The 10,745-nt window shown below is 67.4% G+C and carries 13 protein-coding genes; 8 read left to right on the plus strand and 5 right to left on the minus strand.

The window, feature by feature from the left end; translation table 11 throughout:
* The first annotated feature begins 22 nt into the window (after positions 1-22).
* The 8 genes from M9902_RS05425 (at position 23) to M9902_RS05460 (ending at position 7,198) form a co-directional block, all read left to right on the plus strand.
* Complete coding sequence (locus tag M9902_RS05425) at positions 23-1,591, plus strand: efflux RND transporter periplasmic adaptor subunit (protein ID WP_297170653.1); 1,569 nt, start codon at positions 23-25, stop codon at positions 1,589-1,591.
* Entirely contained in the window at positions 1,591-2,313 is a 723-nt protein-coding gene (locus M9902_RS05430; protein ID WP_297221478.1) for an ABC transporter ATP-binding protein, read from the plus strand. Before M9902_RS05425 ends, M9902_RS05430 begins: the two co-directional genes overlap by 1 nt.
* Positions 2,310-3,545 carry an ABC transporter permease gene (locus M9902_RS05435; RefSeq protein ID WP_297170657.1) on the plus strand — a complete coding sequence of 412 codons (1,236 nt, stop codon included), beginning with the start codon at positions 2,310-2,312 and terminating at the stop codon, positions 3,543-3,545. Before M9902_RS05430 ends, M9902_RS05435 begins: the two co-directional genes overlap by 4 nt.
* 144 nt (positions 3,546-3,689) lie before the next feature.
* Positions 3,690-4,076 (plus strand): diacylglycerol kinase, encoded by a 387-nt coding sequence (locus tag M9902_RS05440; RefSeq protein ID WP_297170659.1) that lies wholly within the window; start codon positions 3,690-3,692, stop codon positions 4,074-4,076.
* A gap of 27 nt (positions 4,077-4,103) precedes the next feature.
* A complete protein-coding gene (locus M9902_RS05445; RefSeq protein WP_297170662.1) occupies positions 4,104-4,853 on the plus strand; it encodes a TerC family protein in 750 nt (249 codons plus the stop codon).
* Between the two features lie 45 nt (positions 4,854-4,898).
* On the plus strand, positions 4,899-5,780 hold the full coding sequence (lgt, locus tag M9902_RS05450; RefSeq protein WP_297221502.1) for a prolipoprotein diacylglyceryl transferase: 882 nt from the start codon (positions 4,899-4,901) through the stop codon (positions 5,778-5,780).
* A complete protein-coding gene (locus M9902_RS05455; RefSeq protein ID WP_297221479.1) occupies positions 5,780-6,574 on the plus strand; it encodes a thymidylate synthase in 795 nt (264 codons plus the stop codon). The genes lgt and M9902_RS05455 overlap by 1 nt, the downstream gene beginning before the upstream one ends.
* 138 nt (positions 6,575-6,712) lie before the next feature.
* Positions 6,713-7,198, plus strand: a complete 486-nt coding sequence (locus M9902_RS05460; RefSeq protein WP_297221503.1) for a dihydrofolate reductase — start codon at positions 6,713-6,715, stop codon at positions 7,196-7,198.
* Here the strand turns inward: M9902_RS05460 and M9902_RS05465 are convergent.
* The 5 genes from M9902_RS05465 to pdxA form a co-directional block, all read right to left on the minus strand.
* Entirely contained in the window at positions 7,183-8,130 is a 948-nt protein-coding gene (locus tag M9902_RS05465) for a symmetrical bis(5'-nucleosyl)-tetraphosphatase (RefSeq protein ID WP_297175722.1), read from the minus strand. The genes M9902_RS05460 and M9902_RS05465 overlap by 16 nt on opposite strands.
* Before the next feature lies 1 nt (position 8,131).
* Complete coding sequence (apaG, locus tag M9902_RS05470; protein WP_297175724.1) at positions 8,132-8,512, minus strand: Co2+/Mg2+ efflux protein ApaG; 381 nt, start codon at positions 8,510-8,512, stop codon at positions 8,132-8,134.
* Between the two features lie 78 nt (positions 8,513-8,590).
* Positions 8,591-9,433: a 16S rRNA (adenine(1518)-N(6)/adenine(1519)-N(6))-dimethyltransferase RsmA gene (gene rsmA / locus M9902_RS05475; RefSeq protein WP_297221480.1), complete on the minus strand. Its 843-nt coding sequence runs from the start codon at positions 9,431-9,433 to the stop codon at positions 8,591-8,593.
* Complete coding sequence (locus M9902_RS05480; protein WP_297221481.1) at positions 9,430-9,768, minus strand: tRNA-binding protein; 339 nt, start codon at positions 9,766-9,768, stop codon at positions 9,430-9,432. The genes rsmA and M9902_RS05480 overlap by 4 nt, the downstream gene beginning before the upstream one ends.
* Positions 9,768-10,742, minus strand: coding sequence for a 4-hydroxythreonine-4-phosphate dehydrogenase PdxA (gene pdxA / locus M9902_RS05485; protein WP_297221482.1), 975 nt, complete (start codon positions 10,740-10,742; stop codon positions 9,768-9,770). Before pdxA ends, M9902_RS05480 begins: the two co-directional genes overlap by 1 nt.
* Between the last annotated feature and the right edge of the window lie 3 nt (positions 10,743-10,745).

A 10,745-nucleotide genomic window follows, 5' to 3' on the forward strand; every position in this document is an offset into this window, starting at 1 on the left:
GTCTTTCCGGACCTTGGACCGCATGAACAAATCCGCTCGTTCCCGCAACCTGTTCAGCCCGCGTCGGTTGGGCGTGGCCGCCGTCGTCATTGCCGCCCTTGCCGGTGCCTGGTATCTGTGGGGGCCGCGCGGCGCCAGCGCCGGGGATGGTGGTTATCGCACCGAAACCGTACAGCGCGGCAACATCCGGGTGACGATCTCCTCCACCGGCACGCTCAGCGCCATCTCCACCGTCACCGTCGGCAGCCAGATCTCCGGTCAGGTGACCGATGTGCTGGTCGATTTCAACTCGCCGGTGAAAAAGGGCGACATCCTGGCGCGGATCGATCCGTCCACCTATCGGGCCCAGCTGGAACAGGGCAATGCCTCGATTGCCAGCGCCCGCGCCCAGCTCGCGCAGGCGCAGGCCTCGCTGCGCAATGCCAGCCTGGATTTCCAGCGCAAGCAGGACCTGGCCGATCAGAAGCTGATCGCCCGCAGCGATTTCGACCTGGCACGAGCCGCGCTGGATCAGGCGCGGGCGCAGGTGAGCTCGGCGCAGGCGCAAATCCGCCAGCAGACCGCGTCGGTCCAGAACACCCAGGTCAACATCGATCGTGCGGTCATCACCTCCCCGGTCGATGGCGTGGTGCTGACCCGCAAGATCGACCCCGGCCAGACCGTGGCGGCGAGTTTCTCGGCGCCGGAGTTGTTCACCATCGCCGAAGACCTGTCGAAGATGCAGATCCAGCTGGCGGTGGACGAGTCCGACATTGGCCAGATCCGGGTCGGCCAGCAGGTCAGTTTCACCGCCGACGCCTTCCCGGATCGCCAGTTCAAGGGCGTGGTCGGACAAGTGCGGATGGCGGCCACGACCACCAACAACGTCGTCACCTATCCGGTGATCGTCACCGTGGACAACAGCGACGGTACTCTGCTGCCGGGGCTGACCGTGAATGCCGAGATCGAGGTCAGCAGCCGTGAAAACGTTCTCAAGCTCGGCAACGCGGCGCTGCGCTTCAAGCCCGGTGATGATTCGCCGCTGGCCGAGCTGCAACCGGAAGGGGCCAGTGGCGGCCCGCCCGGCGCCGGCGGCGGCAGCGCCGACATGAGCCAGGATTGGCAGGCATTGGCGACTTCGTTGGGCCTGAACGCCGAGCAGAAAGCGGCATTCGACCAGGCGCTGCAGGAAATGAAGCAGCGCCAGGCCGAGCGTGCGGCGCAGTGGCAGCAAAACAACGCTTCGCAGCAGGGTGGCGGCAACCGCTTGTTCGGCGGCGGTCGCGGCTTCGGGCGGCCTGGCGGTGGTGGCGGCGGCGACCCCAACATGATGGCGCAGATGCGTGCGCGCATGCGCGACCGGCTCAACCAGCAGTTCACCGCGTTCGTGGCAACCCTGAGCCCCGAGCAGCGCGGCAAGTGGAGCGCCGGCGTGGATGCCCAGCTCAGCGCGCGGCGGGTGACGGTCTATCGTTCGAGCAACGGCAAGCCTGAGGCCATTTCGATCAAGATCGGCGCCAGCGACGGCACCAGCACCGAGGTCTCGGGGCCGAACATCCGCGAAGGTGACCTGATCATTTCGGGTGAACGTGCTGCCGCGGGGAGCAAGTAATGGTCGCTGCCGCTTCCACCGTTCCGGTGATCCGGACGCGCAGCCTCGGCAAGGTGTATTCGGCCGGGACCGAGGCCGAGGTGGTGGCGCTGCGCGGCGTGGACCTGACGATCGAGCGCGGCGGCTTCGTGGCGATCATGGGGCCGTCGGGCTCAGGCAAATCGACCCTGATGAACCTGCTGGGCTGCCTCGATCGGCCGACGTCGGGCAGCTACGAATGCGACGGCGTGGACGTGGCGACGCTGGACGCCGAAGCGCTGGCCCAGCTGCGTCGCGAAAAGATCGGTTTCGTGTTCCAGGGTTTCCACCTGCTGCCGCGGATGGACGCCACCGACAACGTGGCGATGCCTCTGGGCTATGCGCGCATCCCGCACCACGAGCGCCGGACGCGGGCCTTGGCGGCACTGGCCTCGGTGGGTCTGGCGGAGCGCGCCGACCACCGCCCGAATGAGCTGTCCGGCGGCCAGCAGCAGCGCGTGGCGATCGCGCGCGCACTGGTCAACCATCCGCCGATCCTGCTGGCGGACGAACCGACCGGCGCGCTCGACAGCAAGTCGGGTGAAGAAGTCCTGGCGCTGTTCAAGCGCCTGCGCGATGACGGCCACACGGTGATCCTGATCACCCACGATGCCCACGTCGCCGCGCATGCCGATCGCACCTATGTGATGCACGATGGCGCATTGGTCGCGGCCACGGCGGCCACGCCGGAGCCGCAGCCATGACCTGGGGCGATGTCCTGCGCACCGCGTTCTTCGCCCTGCGTGGCAACTGGGCGCGCAGCGCGCTGACCTCGCTGGGCGTGATCATCGGCATTGCCGCCGTCATCGTGATGGTGTCGATCGGGCAGGGCACGCAGGCCGAGATCGACAAGATGGTCTCGGGGCTGGGCTCGCAGCGGCTCGACATCAGCAGCTTCGGCGGGATGGGGCCGGGTGGGGCGCGAATGGCGCAGGGCAGCCGCTGGACCCTGACCGTGGGTGACGTGGAAGCGATCCGCAACGAGGTGCCGGAAGTGCAGTACGCCGCCGGTTCGCTGCGCGGCGGTGCGCAAATCGTTTCCGGCGTGAACAACACCTCGACCCAGTGGCAGGGCGTGCAGCCGGACTGGTTTTCGATCAACGATTGGCAGATCGCGCAGGGCAGCGGTTTTGACGCGGCGGACTACGGCGGCGGTTCGAAGTCCGTGCTGATCGGCGAAACCGTGCGCAAGACCCTGTTCGGCGATGATTCCGGGATCGGCCAGAGCATCCGGATCGGGCGGGTGCCGTTCACCGTGGTCGGCGTGCTCGGCTCGAAGGGGCAAGGCGGCTTCGGCCAGGATCAGGACGACATCGTGGTGGTGCCGCTGGAAACGGCCCGGCGCCGGCTGTCCAGTTCGACCGACATGCCGCCGGGCACGGTCCAGCAGATTGCCGTCGGGGTCGACGATGCGCGCAACCTCGACAGCGCGCAGAGCGAGATCGAGGGCCTGCTGCGCCAGCGCCACAAGATCGAGCCCGGCGCCGACGATGACTTCGCGGTGCGCAACATCAGCCAGATCGTCGCCACCCGCACCGCCACCACCAACCTGATGTCGAAGCTGCTGGGCGCGGTCGCCGGGATCTGCCTGATCATCGGCGGCATCGGGATCATGAACATCATGCTGGTGTCGGTGACCGAGCGCATTCGCGAGATCGGTTTGCGGATGGCGGTCGGCGCCGGCCCCTCCGACGTGCGCCGGCAGTTCCTGGCCGAGGCGATGCTCATTTCGCTGGGCGGCGGCGTGATCGGGATCGCCATCGGCATCGTCGGCGCGCTGATCGTGGGCAAGATCGGTGACCTGCCGGTTCAGCTCGACACCCAGGTCGTGCTGCTGGCCGCCGCGTTCTCGATCTGCACCGGCCTGTTCTTCGGCTACTACCCGGCGCGCAAGGCCTCGCTGCTCGATCCGATCGAGGCGCTGCGTTCGCAATAAAGACGCGTGCGCGAGCCCCGCCCAGCGCGCTGGCGCCGGGTTGTGGCAAAATTGCAGGGACAAAGCGGGTCCTGCCGCCGGTTGCGATCCGCACGATGCCCGTTCCAACGCCCGATATGCCAGCCGATTGCGGGGTTTGCCCGAATGGCTGATGTCCATGGGCATCTTCCGCGCAGTCCCGCCGGCGTTTGGCGCGCGCTGCGCTGGTCCCTGCTGGGGCTGCGGGCGGCCTGGCTGCACGAATCCTCGTTCCGGCTGGAGGTCTATCTGCTGGCCATCCTCGGGCCGCTGGGTTGGTACCTCGGTGAAACCGGAATCGAGCGCGCCCTGTTGATCGGCAGCTGCCTGCTGGTGCTGGCGATGGAGCTGATGAACTCCTCGATGGAAGCGGTGATCGAGCGTTTCGGTCCGGAGCGGCACGAACTTTCAGGCCGGGCCAAGGACATGGGGTCGGCAGCGGTGTTCGTGCTGATGATGAACGTGGTGTTGGTGTGGGCGCTGTTGCTGTTGCCCCGCGTGTCGTTGTTTTGACGGCCGGGATGATCGGGTGAGAATGAAATGGATCTGAGTTTTCTGGCCAGCCCCGACGCCTGGCTTACCCTGGTGACCTTGAGCGCGCTCGAGATCGTGCTCGGCATCGACAATCTGGTGTTCATTTCGATTGCGGTCGGTCGATTGCCGGAGAACCGCAAGTCGCTGGCGCGCCGGCTCGGCATCGCCGCTGCCTGCATCACCCGGGTGCTGCTGCTGGTGACGCTCGCGCATCTGGCACACATGCACAAGAACGTGTTCGAGATCGGCGGGATGGGGATCTCGATCCGCGACCTTGTCCTGATCCTGGGCGGAGCTTTCCTGCTGTACAAGGGCACGGTCGAGATCCGCGAACTGATCAGCGGTGGCGAGGATGAAGACCCCCGGACCACCAAGACCTCGGCGGTGTTCGGCATGGTCATCGCGCAGATTGCGGTGATCGACATCGTGTTCTCGCTGGATTCGGTCATCACCGCGGTCGGCATCGCCGAGCACGTACCGATCATGGTGGCGGCGATCCTCGCGGCGGTCGCCATCATGCTGCTGGCGGCTGACCCGCTGGGCACCTTCATCGACAACAACCCGACCGTGAAGATGCTGGCGCTGGCGTTCATCCTGCTGGTGGGCGCCGTGCTGATCCTCGACGGAATCGAGATCCACGTGCCCAAGCCCTACATCTATTTCGCGATGGGCTTCTCGGTGCTGGTCGAGTGGCTGAACCTGCTGATGCGGCGCAAGGCGGCGGCCAATTACATCCCGGGTGCGGGTGAATGGTGAGCGGGGCGGCTTACAATGTGCGCTGACCCGAGCCGTTGACGCATGATGCCGTATCTGGACCAGATCGACCCGATTGCCGTTTCGCTGGGGCCGGTCAAGGTGCACTGGTACGGGCTGATGTACCTGCTCGGCTTCGCCGTGGCCTGGTGGCTGGGCGCGCGGCGCGCGCGCGCGGGGCGGCTGCCGGGCGTGACCGAGGCGGGATTCTCCGACCTGATGTTCTACACCATGCTGGGCGTGGTGCTGGGCGGGCGGATCGGCTACATGCTGTTTTACGGATTCGCCGACCTGCTGAACGACCCGCTGTCGCTCTTCCGTGTCTGGGAGGGCGGCATGAGCTTCCATGGCGGGCTGCTGGGCGTGTTGGTGGCAATCGGCTGGTGGTCGCGCAAGCATCGGCTGCACTATTTCGATACGGTGGATTTCATCGCACCGCTGGTGCCGGCGGGTCTGGGTTTTGGCAGGATCGGCAACTACATCGGCGGCGAGTTGTGGGGCAAGCCGACCGCAGGCACGGTCTTCGATGGCTGGGGCGTGGTGTTCCCGCGCGCCTTGCCGGAACCGTTCGCCTCGATGAGCCCGGCCGCGCTGCGGGCGCAGTTCGAAACCGGCGCGCTCAACGCCTTCGCCCGCCACCCTTCGCAGCTCTACCAGGCCGCGCTGGAAGGCCTGGTCCTGTTCTGCGTGCTGGTCTGGTATTCGCGCAAGCCGCGCCCGCGCTATGCCGTTTCGGGTTGGTTCGCGCTGCTGTATGGCTGCTTCCGCTTCCTGGTCGAGTTCGTGCGCGAACCCGATGCCCAGCTCGGCTACCTGGCGTTTGGCTGGCTGACCATGGGCCAGTTGCTGAGCACGCCGCTGATCCTGCTGGGCCTGTATTGGCTGTGGAAATCGCGTTCCAGCCCGACCCTGGAGCCGGAGTCGCGCTGATGCGGCAATACCTGGACCTGCTGCAGCACGTGCTGGAACACGGCGGCGAGAAGACCGACCGCACCGGCACCGGCACCCGCAGCGTGTTCGGCTGGCAGCTGCGCTTCGACCTGCGCGCAGGCTTCCCGCTGGTGACGACCAAGAAGCTGCACCTGCGCTCGATCATCCACGAGTTGCTGTGGTTCCTGCAGGGCAGCACCAATGTCGCCTACCTGCGCGACAACGGCGTCAGCATCTGGGACGAGTGGGCCGATGCCGAGGGCGAGCTGGGCCCGGTCTACGGCAAGCAGTGGCGCAGCTGGGCAGGCGCGGACGGGCAGGCGATCGACCAGATCCAGTGGGTCATCGACGAGATCAAGCGCAATCCCGATTCGCGGCGCCTGATCGTCTCGGCCTGGAACGTGGCTGATCTGCCGAAGATGGCGCTGATGCCTTGCCACAGCCTGTTCCAGTTCTACGTCATCGACGGCAGGCTCAGTTGCCAGCTGTACCAGCGCAGCGGCGACATCTTCCTCGGCGTGCCCTTCAACATCGCCAGTTATGCCCTGCTGACCCACATGGTGGCGCAGGCCTGCGGGCTGGGAGTGGGCGATTTCGTCCACACACTCGGCGATGCACACCTGTATTCCAATCATTTCAAGCAGGCGCGCACGCAACTCGCACGTAGCCCGCGCGCCTTGCCGGCTCTGCGTCTGAATCCGGACGTGCAAGACATTTTAGATTTCCGCTATGAGGACATCGCCATCGAAGGTTACGATCCGCTGCCTGCGATCAAGGCCCCGGTGGCGGTGTGAGGAGACGGGAGACGGTGATTCGTGATTGGTGATTCGAAAGAGCCTGGGGGCGGTGCGGTTGATGGCGCTAAGGCGCCGGGAGATGGCGTGCCTGCCGAAGGCTCTTGCAAATCACGAATCACCCATCACGAATCACCCATCACCCTCCTCGCCGCGCTGGATCGCAATTACGCCATCGGCAAGGGCAATGACCTGCCTTGGCATCTGCCGGATGACCTCAAGCGCTTCAAGGCGCTGACGCTGGGCAAGACGGTGCTGATGGGGCGCAAGACCGCGGAATCACTGGGGCGCGCGCTGCCGAACCGGCGCAACCTGGTGCTGACTCGAAGCGGACAGCTGCCGCATGCCGGCATGCAGGCCGTGGGCACGCTGGAGCAGGCGGTCGCGCTGGCGACGGCGGCGGGCAGCGAACTGTGCGTGATCGGTGGCGGCGAGGTGTTCGCGCTGGCCTTGCCGCTGGCCACCCAGATGTTCCTGACTTGGGTCGATGTCGAGGTCGAAGGTGCGAACGCATACTTCCCGCGCTTCGATCCCGGCCAGTGGCGGGAAACCGCGCGCAGCCGGCACCCGGCCGACGCCCGCCACGCGCTGGCTTTCGCATTCGTCGACTACGTCCGGTCCTGATCCGTGGTGACAGGCGTGCCGGCGTTCGACTGCGGGCCGCGCGGATCACGTGGGCCATGGTGGCGTCGGGGTTGCGGCCGCGCCTGCGGCCGCGCCTTGTGCAGCGCGGCAGGCACATCGCGGCCCGGCACCTGCACGATCTCCAGGCGGTCCGTATCCAGCCGCAGCGCGGTGAGCGGCCCGCCCCAGACCGCGCCGGTGTCGATCGCGTGGACGCCGTGGCCGATGAACAGCCCCAGCGTGCTCCAGTGGCCGCTGACGATCTTCAGGTCGCGCGGCGCGTGGCCGGGGACCGCATACCACGGGTACAGGCCGGGCGGCTGGCTGCCGGGCGCACCTTTCTGGTCGAAGGCGATACGCCCGCGCGGACTGCAATAGCGCATCCGCGTGCAGGCGTTGATGATCGCCCGCGCGCGTTCGACCCCATGCAGCTGCGGTGACCAGTCCGGCCGATCGCCGTACATGTTGCGCAGCAGGGAGCGGAAGCCGTCGCCGCGCAGCCGCGCCTCAACTTCGCGCGCGTGCTTTTCCGCTTGCAGGGTCGTCCACTTCGGCGCCAGCCCGGCGTGCACCATCATCCAACCCAGTTCGCGGTCGCTGTGGATGAGTTCGCAGCCGCGCAGCCAGGCCAGCAGCTCGGGCGCGTCTTCGGCAAACAGGACGCCCTGCAGATCCGGGTTGACCCGGCGCTGCTCGTCGGGCGTGCGCTGGGCAATCGCCAGCAGCGACAGGTCGTGGTTGCCGAGCACGACGTGGCTGACTTCGCGCAACGAATGCACCAGGCGCAGGGTCTCGATCGACTGCCCGCCGCGATTGACCAGGTCGCCGCAGAACCAGAGGCGATCCACGGCCGGGTCGAAGCGGATGCGTTCGAGCAGACGCTGCGTCACGTCGTGGCAGCCCTGCAGGTCGCCGATTGCCCAGACCGCCATCTCAGTGCAGCGTGCGCGGGATGGACAGGGTGAACTGCGGGATCGGCGCCGCGAATCGGGAACCATCGTCGGCGAGCAGGTCATAACTGCCGCACATCACCCCGGTATCGGTTTCCAGCACCGCGCCCGAGGTGTACTCGAAGCCTTCGCCAGGGCGCAGCCAGGGCTGTTCGCCGACCACGCCCTCACCGCGCACTTCCTCGATCTTGCCGTTGCCGTCGGTGATCTGCCAGCGGCGGCCGAGCAGGCGTGCGGCAACGGTGCCGCGGTTGTGGATGCGCACGGTGTAGGCGAACACGTAGCGCCCGGACTCCGGGGCCGACTGCTCGTCCAGGAAGCAGGCGTCGACGGCGATGTCGAACCTGTAATCGTTCTCGTTCATGCGGCCATTCTAGCGGTCGCAAGGCCGCAGCACGATCACCCCGCGTACATCACCCCGCGCCGCGCCGCATTGCCGTGTTCACCTGGCAGCCAGTCGGTTGGCCAATTGCACGAAGCCGGTGACGGCCACCTGCTCGGCGCGGGCATTGGCCGAAATCCCCGCCGATTCGATTTCCGCCGCCTCGGCCAGGCCCTTGAGCGCATTGCGCAGTGTCTTGCGCCGCTGGCCGAAGGCGGCCCGGACAAGCTGGGCGAACAGCGCGGGATCGGCGATGCCGACCTGTGTGGAAGGTCGCGGCACCAGCCGGACCACCGCAGAATCCACCTTGGGTGCCGGCCGGAAGGCGCCCGGCGGGACGGTGAACAGCGGCGTCACCGTCGCAAAGGCTTGCAGCATCACCGACAGCCGGCCGTAGACCTTGCTGCCATGCGCGGCCGCCATCCGGTCAACCACTTCCTTTTGCAGCATGAAGTGCATGTCGACGATGGCGCGCGCGTGGGACAGCGCGTGGAACAGGATCGGCGAGCTGAGGTTGTAGGGCAGGTTGCCGACCAGGCGGATGCGGCCGCCGGGGGCGTTCAGTTCGGCGGCCAGCGCGCTGAAGTCCACCTCCAGCACGTCGCCCTCGATCAGCCGGAGCTGGCCATGGGCGCGAGCGGCGGCCTGCAGCGGTGCGTGCAGGTCGCGGTCGAATTCGATCGCGGTCAGCGCAGCGTGCCGATCCAGCAGCGGAAACGTCAATGCCCCTTGGCCGGGGCCGATCTCGACCAGGGCGTCGCCGGGCTTGGGTGCAATGGCCTGGACGATTTTTTCGATCACGTCGCGCGCGTGCAGGAAGTTCTGCCCGAGGTGCTTCTTGGCGCCGGGCTGGAAACCCTGCGAGGGCCCGGCGTTTGCAGGCGGTCGGTGGCCGGCGCTCACAGCAGGCGCGTCCCGAGCGGCACGTCCCGATCCGGCACGCACAGCACCACCGCGCCGTCGGCGTCGTGGAAGCCGGTCACCAGACACTGCGACATCAGCGGGCCGATTTGCTTGTCCGGGAAATTGACCACGGCCACCACCTGCCGCCCGACCAGATCTTCCGGTGAATAATGTGCGGTGATCTGGGCGCTGGACTTGCGCACGCCCAGTTCGGGGCCGAAGTCGATTTGCAGCACAAAGGCCGGCTTGCGGGCCTGCGGGAAGGGTTCGGCCGACAATACCCGCCCCACCCGCAGCTCGACTTTCAGGAAATCCTCGAAACCGATCGTGTCCATCAGGCAATCACGTTGCGCATGGCCAGTCGTGCGCAGGTCGCGATCGCCGCGAACAGGCTGGACGGATCGGCCCGGCCGCTGCCGGCCAGCTCCAGCGCGGTGCCGTGATCCACGGCCACCCGCGAGTAAGGCAGGCCGAGGGTGATGTTCACCGCGTGGGCGAAGTCGGCGTGTTTGAGCACCGGCAGGCCCTGGTCGTGGTACATCGCCAGCACCGCGTCGAAGCCGCGCAGCTTGTCGGGCAGGAAGGCGGTGTCGGCGGGGAGCGGCCCAACCAGCTGCATGCCTTGTCCGCGCAGGCGTTCGAGCACGGGGATGAGGATGTCCAGCTCTTCGCGGCCGAGCAAGCCATCCTCGCCAGCGTGCGGATTCAGGCCCAGCACGGCAATCACCGGTTCGCGGATGCCGAACTGCACGCGCAGCGCGCGCGCGAGGATGTGCAGGGCATCGGCAAGCGCCTCTGCGGTGATCCGATCCGCAACCTCGCGCAGCGGAATATGGACGGTCTGCAGCGCCACACGAACCACCGGATTGGCCAGCATCATTAGCACCTGGCAGCCGGCCTGCGCCGCCAGCAGTCCGGTGGTGCCGGTATACGGAATGCCGCCGGCGTTGATGACGGCCTTGTGTACCGGGCCGGTGACAAGGCCGTCGAGTTCGCCGTTGAGGCAGGCCTGGCCGGCTTGGGTCAGGCTGGCGACGACCGATGCCGCGTTGGCGGGCTCCGGCGTTCCCGGCGTTGCGGCCACCGGGTGCGGGAGGTCACGAATTTCCAGGCTGCACGGATCGCGCGGCGTTTCGCCGCGGGCGTGCAGCCGCAGCGGCAGGTCCAGGCGGGACGCTGCCTGCTGCAGCGATGCGGCATCCCCGAAGATGACCAGCTCGGCGTCCCAGGTGCGCTGCGCCGCACGCACCACCAGCTCCGGGCCGATGCCCGCCGGTTCCCCGGGGACGAGGGCGAGCCGCGGGCGCATGGT

The sequence above is a fragment of the Thermomonas sp. genome (assembly GCF_023953935.1).
Classification (GTDB): Bacteria; Pseudomonadota; Gammaproteobacteria; order Xanthomonadales; family Xanthomonadaceae; genus Thermomonas.

Excerpts from the sequence above, each read along its gene's own strand:
- M9902_RS05425 (WP_297170653.1), top strand. The coding sequence starts at position 23 with ATGAACAAATCCGCTCGTTCCCGCAACCTGTTCAGCCCGCGTCGGTTG.
- M9902_RS05430 (WP_297221478.1), top strand. The coding sequence starts at position 1,591 with ATGGTCGCTGCCGCTTCCACCGTTCCGGTGATCCGGACGCGCAGCCTC.
- M9902_RS05435 (WP_297170657.1), top strand. The coding sequence starts at position 2,310 with ATGACCTGGGGCGATGTCCTGCGCACCGCGTTCTTCGCCCTGCGTGGC.
- M9902_RS05440 (WP_297170659.1), top strand. The coding sequence starts at position 3,690 with ATGGCTGATGTCCATGGGCATCTTCCGCGCAGTCCCGCCGGCGTTTGG.
- M9902_RS05445 (WP_297170662.1), top strand. The coding sequence starts at position 4,104 with ATGGATCTGAGTTTTCTGGCCAGCCCCGACGCCTGGCTTACCCTGGTG.
- lgt (WP_297221502.1), top strand. The coding sequence starts at position 4,899 with ATGCCGTATCTGGACCAGATCGACCCGATTGCCGTTTCGCTGGGGCCG.
- M9902_RS05455 (WP_297221479.1), top strand. The coding sequence starts at position 5,780 with ATGCGGCAATACCTGGACCTGCTGCAGCACGTGCTGGAACACGGCGGC.
- M9902_RS05465 (WP_297175722.1), bottom strand. The coding sequence starts at position 8,130 with ATGGCGGTCTGGGCAATCGGCGACCTGCAGGGCTGCCACGACGTGACG.
- apaG (WP_297175724.1), bottom strand. The coding sequence starts at position 8,512 with ATGAACGAGAACGATTACAGGTTCGACATCGCCGTCGACGCCTGCTTC.
- M9902_RS05480 (WP_297221481.1), bottom strand. The coding sequence starts at position 9,768 with ATGGACACGATCGGTTTCGAGGATTTCCTGAAAGTCGAGCTGCGGGTG.
- pdxA (WP_297221482.1), bottom strand. The coding sequence starts at position 10,742 with ATGCGCCCGCGGCTCGCCCTCGTCCCCGGGGAACCGGCGGGCATCGGC.